Source organism: Streptococcus sp. 2021WUSS109, from assembly GCF_044427305.1.
Taxonomy (GTDB): domain Bacteria; phylum Bacillota; class Bacilli; order Lactobacillales; family Streptococcaceae; genus Streptococcus; species Streptococcus suis.
On the sequence record NZ_JAOTGF010000018.1, the window covers coordinates 1 to 20246 of the forward strand.

10 protein-coding genes and 1 pseudogene are annotated in these 20246 nt (G+C 43.4%); 1 reads left to right on the forward strand and 10 read right to left on the reverse strand.

Annotation, left to right across the window (positions count from 1 at the left end):
* The 9 genes from ODU37_RS07765 to ODU37_RS07805 all read right to left on the reverse strand — a co-directional run.
* The coding region (locus ODU37_RS07765) for an RHS repeat-associated core domain-containing protein (RefSeq protein ID WP_398580452.1) at window positions 1-1260 on the reverse strand (1260 nt) is incomplete at its 3' end.
* A 220-nt stretch (window positions 1261-1480) separates the two neighbouring features.
* Complete coding sequence (locus ODU37_RS07770) at window positions 1481-2095, reverse strand: hypothetical protein (protein ID WP_024382960.1); 615 nt, start codon at window positions 2093-2095, stop codon at window positions 1481-1483.
* Complete coding sequence (locus ODU37_RS07775) at window positions 2085-11519, reverse strand: DNRLRE domain-containing protein (protein ID WP_398580453.1); 9435 nt, start codon at window positions 11517-11519, stop codon at window positions 2085-2087. Before ODU37_RS07775 ends, ODU37_RS07770 begins: the two co-directional genes overlap by 11 nt.
* 14 nt (window positions 11520-11533) lie before the next feature.
* Window positions 11534-12133, reverse strand: coding sequence for a hypothetical protein (locus ODU37_RS07780; protein ID WP_024400446.1), 600 nt, complete (start codon window positions 12131-12133; stop codon window positions 11534-11536).
* A 1-nt stretch (window position 12134) separates the two neighbouring features.
* Window positions 12135-12818 carry a class B sortase gene (locus ODU37_RS07785; RefSeq protein ID WP_024400445.1) on the reverse strand — a complete coding sequence of 228 codons (684 nt, stop codon included), beginning with the start codon at window positions 12816-12818 and terminating at the stop codon, window positions 12135-12137.
* 252 nt (window positions 12819-13070) lie between these two features.
* Window positions 13071-13457 (reverse strand): hypothetical protein, encoded by a 387-nt coding sequence (locus ODU37_RS07790; protein ID WP_105106331.1) that lies wholly within the window; start codon window positions 13455-13457, stop codon window positions 13071-13073.
* Window positions 13458-13459: 2 nt separating this feature from the next.
* Window positions 13460-15739, reverse strand: a complete 2280-nt coding sequence (pcrA, locus tag ODU37_RS07795) for a DNA helicase PcrA (protein ID WP_249562507.1) — start codon at window positions 15737-15739, stop codon at window positions 13460-13462.
* A 180-nt stretch (window positions 15740-15919) separates the two neighbouring features.
* Window positions 15920-17287, reverse strand: a complete 1368-nt coding sequence (gene nox, locus ODU37_RS07800) for a H2O-forming NADH oxidase (protein ID WP_014638055.1) — start codon at window positions 17285-17287, stop codon at window positions 15920-15922.
* A 184-nt stretch (window positions 17288-17471) separates the two neighbouring features.
* A complete protein-coding gene (locus ODU37_RS07805; RefSeq protein WP_002935455.1) occupies window positions 17472-17810 on the reverse strand; it encodes an ATP cone domain-containing protein in 339 nt (112 codons plus the stop codon).
* 166 nt (window positions 17811-17976) lie between these two features.
* Between ODU37_RS07805 and pepF the strand changes: the two genes are divergently transcribed.
* On the forward strand, window positions 17977-19767 hold the full coding sequence (pepF, locus tag ODU37_RS07810; RefSeq protein WP_249562506.1) for an oligoendopeptidase F: 1791 nt from the start codon (window positions 17977-17979) through the stop codon (window positions 19765-19767).
* A gap of 137 nt (window positions 19768-19904) precedes the next feature.
* On the opposite strand, the pseudogene ODU37_RS07815 reads toward pepF, so the two are convergent.
* Window positions 19905-20210 (reverse strand): annotated as a pseudogene (locus tag ODU37_RS07815) (MIP/aquaporin family protein); the annotation flags it as partial.
* Between the last annotated feature and the right edge of the window lie 36 nt (window positions 20211-20246).

A 20246-nucleotide genomic window follows, 5' to 3' on the forward strand; every position in this document is an offset into this window, starting at 1 on the left:
AACCTCATCCCCATTCTTCGCAAAGGCTTGAACAAGATTGTCAAAACCTTTCTTGGCGTTTTGTCCAACTTCACGCAAAGTGGTTCCACCTGCGTTCATGGTCATGCCACCAACTCCAGCGAGTTGCGGAGAGAAACCAAATGGGGTGTCGAGAAGTTTGCCTACATTCGATTTTATGAAAGTTTTGGTACCATCAATCGCTTTGTTAGCTCGAGAAACAATTTTTGAACCTTTAACAACATCAAATAGATTGTCAGCCTTAGTCGCAACTTTAGCCAGTTTACCGAATTTTGAACCTCCCATGCTAATGAGGTCCGTTGCCAGCCATGCTGCTGCTTCCAAACGACTAGCTTTCTCACCAGTAATAGGATCAGTACCAGTAATTACACGGTAAATATCATTAACATAGAAGAACTCACCTGCTATGCCTGCGGCATTCTTAAGAACATCCTTCCAATCCACATTTTTAAGGAATTTGACACCAGAGTCTACCCAGTGATTAGCCGTCTTGCAAACGTGTGTATACATGAAGCTCAAAGCTGGTCCCCAGTTTTTGATAAGGTTTTGAGCTTCTCTTGTTTTGGGCTGTCCTTTTATACCTGTCGCTGTAATGTATTCTTGATTCACCCGCTGCTGATACTGTTGCTGAGCGATGGCTTGACGCTGAGCTTCAGATTGCTGGTAGGTCACATAGTTTCGAGTGCTATTATTGTAGCCTCGCTGAGAGGTGAATTGCTGACCAATCCAATTAATAGTCTGCCTTACCGCATTGCCAGCCCAGTTGACTGCCTGATTGACCTTTTGTCCGACCCAGTTGACTGCGTGACCGACTGCGCTCTTAATGGTGTTATAGGTGTTTACCACTGCTTTTTTGACAGTATTATAGGTATCGACAACTACTTTCTTAGCGGCGTTATAGGCCTTGGACACTGCTTTCTTAGCAGTATTATATGCATTTGTCAAAGTCTTCCAGATATGCCCACTCGGGTCGGTGTAGTTGGCTGGGTTGTTCTGCACATAGGCATAGAGGTTTTGGCTGAGCGGGTCTGTTTGACTACCTGAGTAGCTGTCAGCCGTCAGGAAGGTGCCTGCTTGGTTGTCATAGTATCGTGCACGAAGGTAGTCCAGACCTGTCACATCCCGTACTTCGCCATTGTAGGCAAATGGGTTGCCTGTGGCGTCTGTGGTCTGCTTGGTTGCTCCGTAAAGGGCATAGCTTGAACTTGCGACTGCCTGTCCATTCTGAGTCAGACCTGTCACAGAGCCAGACTGGCTGATCAGGTAGTGATAGCTGTCGCCAGTGCTCTCGTTAGTATAGGTAGCTAGACAGGTTCCATCTGATATTCCGTCCTCAAAGATCTACATATTTATTCTATCACACCAAAAAGAAATCACCTAGAAAAGTCTAGATGATTTCATGAACTAGAGCGATTTTCTAAAAATTATCAATAAATAATTGAAAATAACAATAATATAAGCTCTAATTTCCAAACAATGTTTGGTTCATCAAGCTTTCGGGACCAAAGCCTATAAAACCAGTATTTATATCATCAAAGTATCCTTCTCGAAATAGCACAACTCCCCCTTGATTGACAACATTTGAAATATAGCTACTATTTTCAGATAAACCTCTAGAAAAACCAGATTTTATTATCTCTTCTACACTCAAATTAGGAGGTAATAGTAATAAATGCGAAGTCATTCTTGTAAGTATAACATCAACACAACCCGAAACTGACTGTTCCTCTAAAAGTTCAATTCCACCAAAGAATCTAATCATAGTATCTTTTTTAAGAGATATTTCTTCTGAGTATTTTCCATTTATCACATTTAGATTATATTTTGATAACGATTTCCAAAGTTTATAGTAGTTAATAATCCTAGTTGACTCATTAAAATCATCATCCCCTACTGCAACAACCAATTTAAATCGAATCTTTTTCGAAAAAATATAAAGTTGATTAACCATGTATTCTAAGTATTCTTTTCTTTTATTACATTGTCCACTTATTTCCCAACGTGTTGCAACTATATTTTCAGAGAGATTAACATTTAAATATGAAATATCAATATTTTCCTCTTTTTCAATAATCATAGTGGTTTCCTTCCATATCATTAAAATGTGGTCCTCTATTTTGAGTAGGATCATCTGGATAAATATGTCCTCCAGCATCATCTCTAATTCTAATGGTTTCTTTTCTACCATCTTTGACTATATCAAATTCATAGATTCTGCCAGGTTGTATATTATTTCTCTTATCAAAGTTAGGACCTACTCTACTCGGACTTTGACTCGTTGGAATACCACTCTGTCTTTTGGCTTCATTAAAAGCACCACGTCTTCCAGATTTTTCTGGAGATAAATTAGGAGGGCGTGTCCCTTTACCTACTTGGACAACCTCATCCCCATTCTTCGCAAAGGCTTGAACAAGATTGTCAAAACCTTTCTTGGCGTTTTGTCCAACTTCACGCAAAGTGGTTCCACCTGCGTTCATGGTCATGCCACCAACTCCAGCGAGTTGCGGAGAGAAACCAAATGGGGTGTCGAGAAGTTTGCCTACATTCGATTTTATGAAAGTTTTGGTACCATCAATCGCTTTGTTAGCTCGAGAAACAATTTTTGAACCTTTAACAACATCAAATAGATTGTCAGCCTTAGTCGCAACTTTAGCCAGTTTACCGAATTTTGAACCTCCCATGCTAATGAGGTCCGTTGCCAGCCATGCTGCTGCTTCCAAACGACTAGCTTTCTCACCAGTAATAGGATCAGTACCAGTAATTACACGGTAAATATCATTAACATAGAAGAACTCACCTGCTATGCCTGCGGCATTCTTAAGAACATCCTTCCAATCCACATTTTTAAGGAATTTGACACCAGAGTCTACCCAGTGATTAGCCGTCTTGCAAACGTGTGTATACATGAAGCTCAAAGCTGGTCCCCAGTTTTTGATAAGGTTTTGAGCTTCTCTTGTTTTGGGCTGTCCTTTTATACCTGTCGCTGTAATGTATTCTTGATTCACCCGCTGCTGATACTGTTGCTGAGCGATGGCTTGACGCTGAGCTTCAGATTGCTGGTAGGTCACATAGTTTCGAGTGCTATTATTGTAGCCTCGCTGAGAGGTGAATTGCTGACCAATCCAATTAATAGTCTGCCTTACCGCATTGCCAGCCCAGTTGACTGCCTGATTGACCTTTTGTCCGACCCAGTTGACTGCGTGACCGACTGCGCTCTTAATGGTGTTATAGGTGTTTACCACTGCTTTTTTGACAGTATTATAGGTATCGACAACTACTTTCTTAGCGGCGTTATAGGCCTTGGACACTGCTTTCTTAGCAGTATTATATGCATTTGTCAAAGTCTTCCAGATATGCCCACTCGGGTCGGTATAGTTGGCTGGGTTGTTCTGCACATAGGCATAGGGGTTTTGGCTGAGCGGGTCTGTTTGACTACCTGGATAGGTGTCAGCCGTCAGGAAGGTGCCTGCTTGGCTATCGTAGTATCGTGCACGGAGGTAGTCCAGACCTGTGATGTCACGGGCTTCGCCATTGTAGGCAAATGGATTGCCTGTGGTGTCTGTAGTCTGCTTGGTTGCTCCGTAGAGGGCATAGCTTGAACTTGCGACCGCCTGTCCATTCTGAGTTAGACCTGTCACCGAGCCAGACTGGCTGGTCAGGTAGTGATAGCTGTCGCCAGTGCTCTCATTAGTATAGGTAGCTCTGCCATTGCCATAGACATAGGTCTCCCGTTTCTGGAGCTGGTCGTCATAGGTTTGCAGGACTTGGGTGTGCTGCTGATTGACGTCGTTGACGTAGTTTCTAGTCTCGTAATAGTTGTAGGTGTCTTCCTTGGTCGTGTAAGGGATGAGGACATCCTGCACCTGACTCCTGTAAAGCACCTCGTCTTCACCCGGTAGGTTGTCCTCGCTTGGTGGATTGACCACAAGCCCTTCTTCCGTCGCTCGGTCCTTGGCTACCTTCTGATGATAGGCAGTTGAGACGGTATCGAAGGTCTCGATCCAGTCATAGCCCTCGCTAGTCGTGAAGCTCGAGAAGAACTGGACGACATTCTGCGTGAAGCCGTACCAGAAGAGACTGTTGGCTTCGCCATCTGGCGCAGTATACGGAGATTTGCGCTTCTTATCCGCTGGCTTGCGTTTGAAGAGCTGGTAGGTGTTGGTCGCTTGGGTCCTGCTGGCGGTGAAGACACGGTTATCATCCCCATCATAGAGGGCAGCGAAAAGTAGACCTTCCTTATCCTTGACCGCAAGTAAGCGATTTTCCGTGTCATAGATATAATCCAGCTTGGCATCACCAGCACCAGACGATGTGCGGTTGCCATTCTTATCATAGGTGTAGGTGATGGTCTTGTCGCCAGACTTCGTTTCAAGCAGGCGGTTCTCGGCGTCATAGCTAAACTCTGTCTTGCTTTCCTTACCGTCCACCGTCTCCGTGCTGGTCAGCTTGTTTCCTGCATGGTCGTAGGTGTAGCTAAACTGACTCAGTTCCTTGCCATCCTTACTTGAAACGGTCATCTGGACGATTTGCCCTAGACTATCGTAGTTGTAAGTTTGGACCAGAGTTTCCCCATCCTGCGTGATGGTTTCCTTGGCGATGTAGTTGCCATCGTCGTACTCGTAGGCATAGCTGGAAATCAGCTTGCCTTTCTTGTCACGATGAACAATCTCTGTCACACGATGGGCTGCGTCGTAGGTCAGAGCACTTGTCGTGCCGTCCCCACGCTCAATCTTGGTCATGTCACCAGCCTTATCATAGGCGTAGGTGGTCACCTTGCCGTCACGGTCGGTCACCTTGGTCAGACGATCGAGCTCGTCATAGCTATAGGCTACCTCGCTACCATCTGGATAGACCATATTGGTGATATTGCCATAGTCGTCGTAGGTGTAGGTAATCAGACTGCCATCACCCTGACGAACACCAGTCAACTCACCCTCTTCATTATAAGCGTAGCGGGTCTGACCCGTCAAGTCACTCATCGCCACTCTACGACCATCCGCATCATAGCTGTAGAGGACCTGCCCTTCTGACTCGGTAGAAGTCTTCTTGGTCAGCAGTTGGTCCAGCTTGTTGTAGTCGTAGCTAATGGTCTGACCATCAGCCTTGGTAATCTTGGCTAGTTGGTTATTGACATCGTAGGTGTAGGTCTCGCTGTCTCCCAGTGCATTCATCTTTTCGATGACATTTCCTAGCTGGTCATAGCTATACTTCGTTACCTGACCATTGCCATTGGTGATGGAGGTGAGATTGCCCACGCTATCATAGGTGTAGCTGCTGGTTGATGCTTCATCTCCACTTCCCTTGGTGGCGGTCAGCAGTTGGTCTTCTTGGTCGTAGGTGTAGCTAGAAAGGCGCTTGCTTCCTGAGAGAACACTGGTCAGATTGCCATTGCCATCATAGGTGAGACTACTACTTGCGCCTGTAGGACTGGATACCTTGATTAGGCGGTTATCCTTGTCATAACTATAGAGACTGGTCTGACCTGCGGTATTGGTCTCCGCTGTCAGACGATTGCCTGCATCGTAGGTCCGCTTGGTCACCTGACCAAGTGGATTGACTTCCTCTAGGAGATTACCATTCGGGTCATAGGCATAGGTTGTCTCTCTCTTACCATTGATGACTCGCTTGGTCACTTGCCCTACAGGATCATAGCTCAGCTCCGTCTCACGACCTGTCGGACTGGTGATCGTTTTAAGCTGATCCAGCTTCGTATAGGACAGACTGGTCTTAGCACCGCTCGGACTAGTGATGCTAGTCAGATTGCCCATCTCATCGTAGGTGTAGGTCTTTTCTAGATCCAGAGCATTCTTCTCCACCAAGAGACGACCGGCAACATCGTAGGTGTAGCTAGTCGCTCGTTCCGACTGGTCTACTTCCTTGATAAGATTACCAGCTACATCGTAGGTATAGGTCTTGAACAAGCCTTGTGGCGCGGTCTGTTTCTCCAGACGACCAAGAGCATCATAACTATAGCTGAAAGTCGCCTGATTTGGAAGAGTTCGACTAGTCGCACGACCGTAGAGGTCATTGACATAGCTTGTCACATCCCCACTCGGGTCTGTCTCTGTCGAGAGACTACCAGTTTGGTCATAGGTATAGCTTGTCTTACCGCCAGTTGGCTTGGTTAGGCTAAGCAGACGGTTGAGACTGTCATAGGTATAGCTAGTGGTATTTCCCTCACCTGTTGTTTCAGACAGACGATTGCCTACTGCGTCATAGGTGTAGGTCTGGCTGGCACCTGTAGGAGCCACCGTCTCCAGTAAGCGACCGAGTGGGTCGTATTTCAAGACAGTTTCCTGTCCCTTTGGATCTTTGTATAGAACCAGGCGTTCATTAGCATCGTATCCGTAGGTAGATTGGTGTCCGTTGGCATCTGTGACACTTGCGACATTCCCCAGCACATCGTACTCGTAGTTGGTCTCATGCCCCTCAGGGTCCGTTTCTGTCACGACACGGTTGAGTTGGTCATAACTGTAGCTGGTTTCACGTCCAAGATGGTCTACCTTCTTCTGTAAATTTCCATTTTCATCATAATGGTAGCTAGTCTCATGTCCTTCTACATCCGTCTTAGTCGCTAGATTACCTGATAAATCATAGGTGTAGCTTTCACTACTTCCATCTGCATAAGTGACCTTGGTCAACTGATTGTAGCTGTCATAGGTCATGCTTGTGGTCTGACCAAGGCTGTTGGTTGTCGTCAGGCGATTGCCTGCTGCGTCATAGGTGTAACTTTCATTTAGAGATTGATTATCCTTCGCAGCTATCAGACGATTGGCAGCATCATAGCTATACTCAGTAATGAGTCCGCTAGATTGCGTCTGCTTAATGAGGCGATCAAGAGCATCGTATTCATTGACAATACTACTACCATCTGCCTGGATAACTTCTTTAACCTGAGCCGTTGGGGTATAGCTCAGCTGAGTTGCATGACCATTTGGATTAGTCACTTGGGTCAGGTAGCCAAGTTCATTATACTGATAGCTTGTTTTTCCACCTAGAGCATCAATTTCCTCACGAAGTTGCTCCATTTGGTTGTAGCTAAAGTGAGTTGTATGACCAAGTGCATCGGTGACTTGACCAACTTGGTTTTGCCCTGTATAGCGTGTGCTGGCAGTATTTCCTGCCGCATCGGTCAAGCTGATTTGATTTCCGTTCGCATCATAGGTCATCGTGGTTATTTGACCAAGAGCATTTGTCGTACTGCTCAAACGACCAGCGGCAGTATAGTCATACTGAGTGGATATGCCCTTGGCATCTGTCTGCTCGAAAACATTTCCCATGCTATCATATCGGTAGGAAACGCTCGTCTTATCTGGATAGATGACCTTGGTCACATTGCCAAGTGCATCGTAGCTATAGCTGGTCGTACGTTCATCCAGGCTTTCGGTCAGTTTATTTCCTAGCGCATCGTAGGTATAGCTAACCGTGCGGCCTGCTTGGTCTTGGTAGCTGAGACGACGACCTAAAGCATCGTAAGTGCTGGTCGTACTCGTACCAATTGGGTAGGTGACTTGAGTCTCATTCCCTGCCTTGTCATAGCTATAGCTGGTCACCTGCCCTAAAGCATCTGTAATGCTTGCGATTTGGTTGACTGTCTCATCATAGGTATATGATGTTGTCTGACCAGCTTCATTGGTCCGTTCCAAGACACGACCAATTGCGTCACGTTTGTAATGCACCGTTTGTCCAGCAGCATCCGTCTCTGTCAGAAGACGACCTCTGCTATCATAACTGTAGCTCGTCGTACGACCTTCGGCATCTGTCAAACGAAGGAGGTTCCCAACACCATCATACTCGTAGCTATACTGACCACCTTCACCATTACTTGCCGCAATCTTGCGTCCAAAGGCATCGTAAGTAAAGCTGCTAGTATTCCCATTTCCTTCGGTCACTGCAATCACTTGCCCTGCTGGGTCAAATGTCTGACTTGTACCGACACCATCCGCATCTTTTTCACTTAGTTTACGACCTTCGGCATCGTAGGTCATCGTTGTCACACCACCACGAGGGTTGGTGATGGAGGTGACTTGATTATGAGCGTTATAGGTAAGAGTGGTCACTCCGCCAGCTGCATTGGTCACTTTGACCAAATTAGCCCCATCATAGGATAACTGGACTGTGTTTCCTAGAGCATCGGTGGTTGAAAGAATGCGTCCTTGCTCATCAACTGTGTGGGTAATGCTAGTACCATCTGCCAAACTTGTAGAAAGAAGGTTTCCTTTCGCATCATAAGTATGGCTAGTAGTCTGTCCTGCAAAATCTGTTACAGAAAGGAGATGGTTGTTTTGGTCATAAGTAGATGTTTTGACCGCTCCGTCAAAACGAGTTTCCGTGAGAATATTTCCCTGACTATCGTGAGTGTAGCTAGTCGTTTGACCCAATTCATTGGTCTCACTCACTAAGCGGTTATTATCGTCATAAGCCTTACGAATACTGCTTCCATCAGGATAAGTAATGGCTGTTGTACGATAATGTTTGTCATAGGTATAAGTCGTCACTTGACCATTAGCATCTGTCGTTACTGTCTGTCCATCACTATAGGAAAGAGTGGAGACTGCTCCTGTTCCGTCGGTCTGCTGGATGACACGATGCTGTTCATCATAGACATTCTCGATAATCTTGGTCCCATTGGCATCATACCAAGCTATCATCCGTCCTTGTTCGTCATAGTCGTAACGTGTCTTAGCTCCTGCTGCGTCCGTGTAAGAAATAAGATTTCCCGCTTCATCATAGTCATAAGCTAATGTCGAACCGTTCGGTAACTGGATTGCTCCGATATAGCCTGAATCATTTTGGATCACACCATATACAAGACCTGTCGGTGATGTAATCTTAGTCAGTTGAGCCTGTTCGTTATAGGAAAGGCTAGTTTTATTCCCTTTTTCATCTGTTTGACTGGTCAAAAGCCCATAGAAATTGAAGATTTTTTCCTGCTGATTGCTATCGGTAATGTGATATTCCTTGACAGCGTAGTCCTCTTCGCCATTGCCAAAATCAGCTTTTTTAGTCTCTATTTCCTTTACCGTCAAGGTTAGATCATAGCCCTCTGGCGCCTTATAGGTATCACCTTCTTTGATAAAGGTCAAAATAGAACCATCTGTACGGATATAGTTAATATTGCCCTCGTCATCAAGTGAAAGTTGTTCGTTGAAGGCAAAAGACCATCCTCGACCAAATAGACTATTGATGCCTGCTGCTTTCGAGTTATAATTGCGGACAATCGCAAAGTCTCCACCTAGGTCTGAGATAGATACATCTGTTCGTTCTAAGTAGAAATTACCTGTATTAAGATTTATCGGTTCAAAACCAAATTCACAGTGTAAACCACGCCCCATCAACAGCATATCCACGTCTGCTTTGACCTTATCAGTCAGAGCAGGTGGGTTATAAGGCTTGTTCGCATTTTTACTTGGATTGCGGATAAAGAGAGTATTGTTTTTGACCAGAAGCATATCTTGAATCCGGTTGTCAAAGGCAATCTGTTTTAGCGGTACGCCATAGTAACTGGCTATCTTAGGAAGAGTATCATATTGGGTTACCTTGTAAATGATGAAAGAGTCACTACTCTTCTTCCCACTCGTTTGACCATCTTTCTTGCTTTCCGCATCGATGGTGTAGAGCGTATTTAATTCCGGCTCTGTAAACGGCACGAGCGTTTGCCAGTTAGACAATTTATCTTTGTATTGTGTCGTTCCTTTTTCAAATGCTGAAATAAAGGAAGCAGTGTCAGGGTATTTGTATGAAAAGCTGGCTGTACTCTGACCAGTATAATTCTTAGCAGGGTCACTGAGCTGGTAGCCAACCTGTGCAGCAGGGCTAGTCAGACCATCCGCAAAAACTCCTTGGAATTGGAGTTTACCAGACTTATCTGTCTTCACCATTGTTCGGAGATTGATAGTCGTATCACCGATAGCATAATTGATATCTACTGGATCTGGGACGGACCAATTAATCGTAATACTTGGCGCCTTTTCAGGAGTAAAGCCAATTTGACCAGCATTGGAGGCTGTGGCTTCAGTCGTATAAAAGGCACCGCCATCTGCTCCCTCATCTGTTGCAGCGACAACTAAACCATAGTTTGGATAGAGTCCTTGCACCCAGCCGTTGACCGCATCACGAATATCAAAGTTGTGCATCCCAACCTTTTTCTCGGAAATGGCATTTTCACCTGCAATTTCTCGACCTAGATTGACGGATGAATTCCAAGTCACCGTATTGATATTAAAATCTTCTGTTAAACGATAGGCAGCAAACTGTGTTCCCTGATTTCCAGGAGCAGTGTACTCATAGAGATTGAGTGTTGCGCTATCAATTTTAGCTTCTGAAGGAATATTCTGCTTAAAGTCATAGTTGACCTTAAAATACATACGACTCCGACCGATGTCCTTAACGTATGCGACTCCTTGCATTCCCATGGATTCGACCGTCATATATCCAATATAACCATAAGCATATCCCTGATATTGACCGTGAACCGAACTCGTTACAGAATCTAGTATATGTTCTCGTGGGACAGTAATGGTTGGATCGATACGAACAGGATATTGACGTGCCTGATCTGCCAACCATTCTTTCCCTGCGACGACAGTAATATGGTAGTGTCCATCTTTTTCAGCCAGTTCCAATTTTATATCTTGACTGGTTTCTCCTGCAGCATCCACCATAAGAGGAGCATTTAAGACAAAAAGTATTTCTTTTTTACCTTTTTGGCGAACCAAGATTTGATTGGTTTCAAGACTTACATCATAATTTCCTGCCTCTAAAACGTAAGTAAAACGGTTCTTTTCTTCCCATTTACTCAGAACGATTTCTTCTTTAACGCCGTTTGACTGTACTGTATATTGGACATCTGTCGCACCGTCAACGTTATTATAAAGGATAGCATTGTCCTCTACAGTCGCATGCTCGTAGGTTTTATCCAAAGGATAGAGCGATATTTTATCTTCCTGACTGATAACATCAATCGGCGTAGTCTCGGTCACCTTAGCGGGAAGCACTACATCAACAGGTGATTCTTTCGGTAGATAATAATGCGTGCCATCTGCATGATAGGAATACAGATCAAGGTCAATCGGAACTTCCCGCCCCTCGTAGTCAATATAGGTCTTAGCCTGGCTACCAATATAGGTCACAAAGCGTGTCTCGTCTACCTTGTAAAGTTGTTCTTGACCACTTTCGAGAACTGGTTCTCCATACTGCGCCCGTAAAGCTGCCTCTTCTGCATTTTGCCCTTCTTCAGTGATTTTAGGCTGCTGAATGGCATCTCCGCCATCAGTGGCACTTGCTGCGGTTGTCTGGTCGGAGTTTGATGCATTGGTTGTATTTGCATTATCACCACCGACAGTCGACTCACGCGCTTCCTCCACTGCTTCTTCATAATAAGCCTGACTTTGCGAAGTTTCAACAATTTCTTGAATTTCCTGCGCATAGACCAGGGGACTATTGGCCAATAAAATAGTTGAAAGCATCAGCCAACTAACAATTTTTCTTCTCTTTTTCATATATATCATCCTAATTATTTTTCAAGTAAATAATACACTGTCCCTAAAATAACAATCATATCTGCAAGCCCCAACAAGATATCTGATATGGCAGACCATATCAATCCTATGCTGGCTGCTATAAGAATTCCCAATAAGACAATGGCAATTATTCTTCGGAAGTCCCCCTTCTTCCAAGAAAAGTTACTATCTTTATAAAAGCAGTAAAGGTTAAAGATGACCGTTACTTTGATAAATGTCTGAAATAGGCTCGTCACTAGCCAGATGGCATTTTTTACTTCTTGATAGCCAAATGAAGTGTAATCATAGATTAGCTGCCCTAATCCTCCAAGCAGCAAGCCTCCAAGCACGCTAACTGCTAATGCTAGACCAACAACTTTCGCTACTCGTTGCTCCTGATTGAACTGCCTTAGAAACCAAATGGCTAATTTTCCAATAAAAAATAATCCAATCCCAAACAAGGAAAGTCCTACCAACCCTAGCCACAAAAGGACCGGAGCATTTTCAGACCAGGGTTTCAATAGACCGACTCCCATCAATTTTTGCCCTATACCCATAAAAATATATCCAATCGCAAACTCAAAAAATTTTCTATTCTCTTTAAAAATAACCATATTAGCTTCCTCCTTTTCTGACGGCATGAACTACAAACCGTCTCTCATTTCCTGCCACGTCACAAGTAGATAAAATCAATAACTTATCCCGAGTAACATCAAAATCAAACGAGCGATAGAATCCACCATATTCATTTGCCTTGGCTTCTAACAGAGAGACATATGACTCCACCTGCTTCGTATCGCCTAGTCCAAAGGTGTGATACAGGTGATCATCAGTAAAGGAATATGCTGCAACAATCTGGTATAGAAAGTCTTTCCCGTCTTTGGTAATAGTTACTGTCTGGATTGATTCAAATGTAGAAGGCTCCGCTAAATAGTCTAGGCTACCAAACATGGAATCATCACGCATGGCATGTCCATAGATGATCGTCACAGGATCCTCAAAACTAGTCTGATTTACCCTTTCAGTAAAAATAGCACCATACTGAGTCTCATTTCCTTCTGCATCATGGGTTAAATAGTAGGCGTCGTCTGTAGGATGTTGTAGAACAGGGTAGTTAATTTTCGTTCCTTCCACCCGAATCCAAGCATAGGCATCTGAGTTTTTTTGAAACGTTTGTTCAAGATTTTTACTCTGTATACGTCGTTCTTCAGTCTTTTCCAAATCACCTATCCCGTACAGGAATAGGAACACAGTACTTATTAGAAGTCCTAGTCCAAATAATTGTCTAAATCTTTTCACAATATCTCCTTTTCCATAATATTTTACCACAAGTTTATCGGTTAGTGTGACTCTTTTGAAAAAAATTACAAATCTACAGACATATCACCAAGTAACAAATGATACTCAATGAAAATCAAAAGTAGCCTAGGAAACGAAGCTGAAGATAGAACTGGAGTTCATCAAGGCAAGTTGACAACGGATAATTTTGATTTTAGAAGATTATAAATAAAAAAATACAACACATTTAATGCATTGTATTTTAAGCACTATCTATATTTCCAGAAAATTAGCCACCGCTTCTTTTTTCCTAGGAATGGATAGCATACGATCACTAAGTCCACTCTGTAACAAGGGTGTACACTTCTTAATGTATTCCTTTTCTTTATTTCTTCTGATTCCCATCGCTTCTTCAAGCTCTAGAATTTCAAACATTAAGATAAGGTTTTGATCACGAAGGATTTCAGCGGTCATCCCTAAATACTCTGGGTATTTTCTTAACTGATATAAATGTTGTGCACATCTTATCAGCATAGAGAATGATTCACCGATATACAAGACCCGCCGTTCACCATCAACTTTTTGAAGCGAAATTTGATATACTCCTCCCTTGATGGCTTTTATAACATCGTTTTGAAAAAATTGTACCTGAAGATTCATCCCTACTCTTCCTTACTAATCGGTGCTAAGCTTGCCAAGACTTTTTTGAGGCCCATTTCTGGGAAATTGATTTTGAGTTCTTGGTTGCTGCCTGAGCCTGATACTTCAAGGACTGTCCCGCGTCCCCATTTCTTGTGGACTGCGATGTCACCAACTGACCAGTTGGTGCCTGAGCTTGACGATCGGTTGCTTGATGCGAAGGGCATACTTCCTCCGAGCTTGGCTGATGGTTGTACGGATGCTTTTCGACTTTGTAAGGCTTGTTGCAAGCTCATGCCTTGTCCAAACTGTGTCGCTCTGCCATTGACATAAGAAGCCTTAAAGCTAGTATTGGCTGGACGAGCGAGCCCTTGATAATCAAGCAAGTCACTGGAAATTTCTCGGATAAAGCGGCTTGGTTGGTTGTAGTTGGTGCGACCGAAAAGGAGTCGAGAATTGGCATTGGTCAGGTAGAGAGTCTGCTCAGCACGGGTGATGCCTACGTATGCCAAACGACGTTCTTCCTCCAATTCGTCCTCTTCTTCTGCTGCACGACTAAGTGGGAAGACATTTTCCTCCATACCAATCAAGAAGACAACTGGAAATTCCAGACCTTTGGCTGCGTGGAGGGTCATAAGAGTCACTTCTGAAGATTCTGTATCGCCATCATCTGTGTCAGCAATCAGGGCCAAATCAAGCAGGAAGCGTGTTAATTTATCTAGACCTGTCTCTTCTTCCTCAACATCCTTTTCATCAAAGTTTTTGGTAACAGAAAGGAATTCCTGGATGTTTTCAATGCGGGCATTTGCTTCCAGGGTATTTTGTGCTGCAAGGGCATCGATGTAGCCTGTTTGGTTCAATACTGCCTCGACTACTTGGGTAACCGTCAAGTTGTCTAATTGATTGCGAAGATTATAGAGGAGATTGGCTAGGTCAAAGACTGCCTGCGCTGCCTTCCCTTTAATCGGCGACAACATAATATCCTGAGAAGCTTCTAGCAAGGACATGCTGTGGCTGGTCGCAAAATCACGGAGTTTGTCAACCGTACCAGGTCCAACGCCACGTTTGGGCTCATTGACAATACGTTCGTAGGAGATATTATCCGATGGATTTGCAATGATATTCAAATAAGAAATCACATCCCGGATTTCCTTACGGCTGTAGAACTTGGTTCCTCCAACCATGGTATAAGGGATATTAGATTTGAGCAGGGCTTCTTCAATGGTACGTGATTGGGCATTGGTACGGTAGAGAACTGCAAAATCCTTATAAGCCTTGCCTTCTCGGTGCAACTGGTCAATCTGCCCTGCGACAAAAATCGCCTCGTCATTCTCATCTCTGGCACGATAGTAGGTAATCAAATCCCCTTGGGCATTCTGTGTCCAGAGTTTTTTGGGACGGCGATTGCGGTTGTTTTCGATGACCTCATTGGCAGCCTGTAAGACGGTCTTAGTCGAACGATAGTTTTCCTCCAAAAGGACGACCTTGCTCTCAGGATAATCCTTTTCAAAGTCTAGAATATTCTGCATATCCGCACCACGCCAACCGTAGATCGACTGATCAGCATCACCGACCACACAGATATTCTTGAAACGTGATGCCAGGAGCTTGACCAATTGGTACTGGGCATGGTTGGTATCCTGATACTCATCGACATGGATATACTGGAATTTCTGCTGGTAATAGGTCAGGACCTCTGGATTTTGATCAAAAAGGCGGAGCGTCAACATGATCAAATCATCAAAGTCAACGGCCTCTGACTGTCTTAGTTCCTTTTGATAAGCCGTGTAGCATTTAGCAACAATCTGCGTGTATAGGTCACCTGCCTGGGCTTCAAATGCCTTGTCATCAATCAAGTCATTTTTGGCATTGGAAATGGTTCCCAGGATAGAACGTTCACTCCACTTTTTCGGATCTAAATTGAGATTTTTTAAAATCCGTTTCATGAGACTGCGTTGCTCACCTGGATCGACAATCGTAAAATTGCGATTATAACCAATATGGTCAGCATCCCGACGCAAAATCCGCACACACATGGAGTGGAAGGTAGCTATCAAACAATCTTGCGTAGCAGGATTGAGGGCGTAGGCCCGCTCCTTCATCTCACGCGCCGCTTTATTGGTAAAGGTAATGGCTAAGATATTCCAAGGATTGACCATTTTTTCATCAATCAAATAAGCGATACGGTGGGTCAGGACTCGCGTCTTACCCGAACCAGCCCCTGCCATAATCAATAGCGGACCTTCCGTCGTCTGCACCGCCTCTGCCTGTCTGTCATTCATTCCGTTTAATAATGGGTTCATTTTCTCTTACACTCTCTAAAAAATCATTCTCTCCATTATACCAAAAAATCATTTTTAGGGCAGGTGGTAAATTAGAAAGATCAACTAATCGTTGAGTGATGAATTTCCAAATTTGGAGGATCATTAGTAGCAAGCGCCAAAAAAGCCCAGAGTCATCTCTGAGCTTTTGTATTCAATTAATTATTCAGCACCCAAGGCAGCTACTGTGATGTAGTTGTAAGGTTTGTTGAAGTGTGGCAAGAAGAACAAGTCTGTCAAGGCCAATTTTTCGATTGTTACACCTTCTTGGATTGCCAATGAGAAGAGGTGGATACCCAATGAGATATCTTCACGAGCAGCCATTTGCGCACCAAGGATACGACGTGAATCTTTATCGTAAACAATCTTGATAGTAACAGGGAAGTTGCCGTGCTCCATGAATTCTGGTTTTTGGTTGTCAGTTACTTCAGTAACCGCAGCATTCAAACCAAGACGAGTTGCTTTTTCAAGTGTCAAACCAGTTGAAACAAGGTTAAGACCGTAGATAGAGATACCGTTAGAACCTTGTACACCGATACCTTCAAGGTCAGTGCCACAGATGTTGTGAGCTGCTACGATACCAGTACGTACTGCATTTGAAGCCAAAGCGATGTAGCTTGTGTCGCCAGTAGCGTTGTCGTAGATTGTTGCACAGTCACCGATAGCGTAAACGCCTGGGATTGAAGTTTCTTGACGTTTGTTTACAAGGAAGGCACCGTTACGGAAGCGCTCGATTCCTTCACCTGCAAATGCAGTGTTTGGACGGAAACCAACAGCCAAGATAACCATGTCAACATCGTATTCGTTCTTATCAGTGATGATTTTCTCAACTTTACCATTACCAGCAACTTCTTTAACAGTTTCGCCAAAGGCAAGTTGAATACCATGCTCTTCCATGTTTTTAGCCATAAGGTCTGACAAGTCGCGGTCATAGTAACCAGCCAAACATGTATCTACAACGTCGATAAGGATAACTTCTTTACCTTTACGTTGGAATGCTTCTGCAAGCTCAACACCGATGTAACCAGCACCAACAACTGCTACACGGTTGATGTCTTTGTTTTTCAATTTTTCAATAACATCTGCTGAGTTTTGGTACAATTTAACAAATTGCAAGTTTTCAAGAGTTGCTTCAAATTCAAGAGAACCTTCTTTGATTTCAGCACCTTTGATTGGTGGCAAGATAGGTTGTGAACCAGTTGCGAAAAGAAGTTTTTCAAATGATTCAACATGTTCTTGACCATTTACAAGCGCTGTAACTGTTTTGGCATCATAGTCAATGTTTGTAACAGGTGACTCCATGTATACTGTCGCGCCCAAGCTCTCCAACTCTTCTTTGTTTGAGTAGAAAAGTCCTTCAGGACCGCCAATTTGCTCACCGATCCACAAAGCCATACCACAACCCAAGAATGAAATATTTGAGTTTTGGTCAAATACAACGATTTCATTTTCTTGACCATAATTTGTCAACATAGTTTTGATTGCGGCAGTACCAGCATGGTTAGCACCGACAACAACGATTTTAGCCATAATGTAAAATCTCACTTTCGAAAATATATTTTTTTACGAACTATATTATACAATATAAATGTTACCGATTTCAAAAAATATGCTCAGAATATCACATTTTTTTCAAAAAGTTTTTGAAATGCTATTTTCTTTAAACAATGTAAAGATATATAAAAGCAAAAACCTAGATTTCTCTAGGTTTCTCTTAACGTACTTGTTCAAAACGCAGATGTACAATAATCTTATCGCCATAGCCGTTACGTTCCAAATCACGTTGCAAACGATAGGAAATGTAATGCTCAGCAATAGAAATATACCCTGCATCTAAAAGACGGTGTTCAACTTGCGACTGAACCATGCTAATCGTTGGTCGCTCTGTATGAGCTTCTTCCAAGTCAAGCACTACTTTCTTTGTGACCTGAGCAAGATTTTTCCGCCAAGTTTCATCAATGACATAGACTGTCTGTGCAGCTTTAATGATGGCTTGGTAGATTTTATCTGGGTCAAATTCAACAATCTCTCCACTACGTTTAATGACTTGCATAAAAGCTCCTTTCTGGTTTTCAGTAAACCCTTTCATACTTACATTATCTAGGTTTTTGTGTATTTTGTCAAGTATTCTTTTTCATAAATTTTGCCTTGGCTTATTTTCGCTGAAAGCCCTTCAGTATGATATAATGGACCTATTAAAATGAAATAAGGAGAAAATCATGACAAACGCAATGCCTAAACGTCAAGAAATTGATGTGCAATTAACTTGGGATACGGACATCCTATTTCCGACCCCTGATAACTACAAAGAAAATTTGGTAGCCTACGCTAAGCAAGTGACAGCTTTCGAATCGAATTACAAAGGGAAGCTAACAGATAAGGATACCATCGTTTCCGCCTTAACAGAATACGAAAAAATCGTTATTCTTGATAGCAGACTTTCCCACTATGCCTTTTTGCCATTAGAAGTTGACAAGATGAATACTGAATTGGCGAGCCTGGCCAACGAATACGACCTGGTTTCTGCCAAGGCACGTCCTCAACGAGATTTCCTCTATTCAGAACTTGGTCAATTAGATGAAGCCTTTCTTCTTGAATTAAAAGAAGAACAACCACAATGGGCTGCTTTCTTCGAGGCAATCCTACGTGATAAGCCGCATCAGCTTCATCCACTACAAGAAGAACTTCTCTCTAACTTCGCACCAACCTTTGGTCAGCCATATAATAACTACGGTGTGACCAAGTTTGAAGATATGACCTTTGATAACTTCGAGGCAAATGGCGAAACGCTCGGCAATAGCTATGTGCTCTTTGAAAATGATTATGAACTCAGCCATGATACCGAAATCCGTCGCAATTCAGCTGCTGGTTTCTATTCAACCTTGAAAAAATACAAGAATACAACTGCAGCAACTTATTTGTCTCATATCAAAAACGAACAAATCGAAGCTCGCTTGCGTGGATTTGACAATACGATTGACTTCCTCTTACATAGTCAAAATGTCTCTCGTGACCTATTTGATCGTCAGATTGATGTCATCATGAAGGAATTGGCTCCTCACATGCGTCGCTATGTGAAATTGGTTGCCAAGGCTCATGGTTTGGATAAAATCACTCATGCTGACTTGAAAATCAGTCTACCATCTGAATACAACCAACGCATCACACCTGAAGAATCCAAACAATTCTTGATTGACTGCTTGGGCATTCTTGGTGAAGATTATGTGAAAATGATTGAACAATCATTTGATGAGCGTTGGATTGACTTTGCTCAAAACGAAGGCAAAGCTACGGGTGGCTTCTGTGCTACTCTTTATGATGGACCATCTTACATCTTACTTTCATGGACAGGCTTGATGAACGAGGTCTTGGTATTGGCTCACGAATTGGGACATGCTGGTCATTTCCAATTGGCTAAGAAACAAAGCGTTCTCAGCTACGATCCATCCCTCTACTTCATCGAGGCGCCTTCTACTGCTAATGAAGTCTTGACATGTAACACCCTTTTGAAAAACAACCAAGACCCTGGCTTCCAGGCTTACTTGATTAGCGAGTTGATCAGCCGTACTTACTTCCACAACATGGTCACTCACTTGCTTGAAGCAGCCTTCCAACGTGAAGTCTACACTCGTTTGGACAATGAAGAATACCTCAACGGTGATATTCTCTGCCAAATCAAGTTGGATGTCATCAAGGAATTCTGGGGTGAAGACTTTGAAATCGGTGACGATGCAGGTCTTATCTGGATGCGTCAACCACACTACTACATTGGTTTGTATCCATATACCTACTCAGCTGGTTTGACCATCGGTACGGCTATGGCTAAGCAATTGGAAGAAAAGCCTGAAGAAGTTGTTGAAAAATGGTTGGAAACCCTCTCACTCGGTGCAAGTCTTTCTGCCCAAGACCTTGCTAAACACGCAGGTGTCGACGTTTCAACAGACCAACCACTCAAAAAAACCATCGCCTATGTTGGTTCATTGGTGGATAAATTGGAATCCTTAATCTAATAACTCTTAAAGGCTTGAACAACTTGTTCAGGTCTTTTTTGTTTGCTTGTTTTCTCCATAAGACCAATTCCTCCCTTATTTGGTATCTACGTAATAAAAAACTTCCCTAACCATTGCTGATTAGAGAAGGATATTTCTTAAAAAATGAGACCATAAAGGAGAGCCGCAAGCAAGCCTCCGATGATGGGACCAAGTACTGGTACCCAAGCATAGCCCCAATCCGAATCTCCCTTGTGCTTCAATGGAAGGATTGCATGCATGATACGAGGACCAAGGTCACGCGCAGGGTTTAGGGCATATCCTGTTGGACCACCAAGAGAAACTCCGAGGGAAACAATCAAACCGCCGACGATTAAAGTGCCAAGCCCTGTTGGAAAATCATACTGACCGAAAGCCAGTAATCCCAAGACCAAAACAAAGGTTCCGATTGCTTCGCTAATTGTAAATGTCCCCTAGACGTTGTTCGCTCCCTTATTTCA

Bases quoted from the DNA above. Each gene is read 5' to 3' on its own strand.
- ODU37_RS07770 (WP_024382960.1), bottom strand. From the start codon at position 2,095: ATGATTATTGAAAAAGAGGAAAATATTGATATTTCATATTTAAATGTT.
- ODU37_RS07775 (WP_398580453.1), bottom strand. From the start codon at position 11,519: ATGAAAAAGAGAAGAAAAATTGTTAGTTGGCTGATGCTTTCAACTATT.
- ODU37_RS07780 (WP_024400446.1), bottom strand. From the start codon at position 12,133: ATGGTTATTTTTAAAGAGAATAGAAAATTTTTTGAGTTTGCGATTGGA.
- ODU37_RS07790 (WP_105106331.1), bottom strand. From the start codon at position 13,457: ATGAATCTTCAGGTACAATTTTTTCAAAACGATGTTATAAAAGCCATC.
- pcrA (WP_249562507.1), bottom strand. From the start codon at position 15,739: ATGAACCCATTATTAAACGGAATGAATGACAGACAGGCAGAGGCGGTG.
- nox (WP_014638055.1), bottom strand. From the start codon at position 17,287: ATGGCTAAAATCGTTGTTGTCGGTGCTAACCATGCTGGTACTGCCGCA.
- ODU37_RS07805 (WP_002935455.1), bottom strand. From the start codon at position 17,810: ATGCAAGTCATTAAACGTAGTGGAGAGATTGTTGAATTTGACCCAGAT.
- pepF (WP_249562506.1), top strand. From the start codon at position 17,977: ATGACAAACGCAATGCCTAAACGTCAAGAAATTGATGTGCAATTAACT.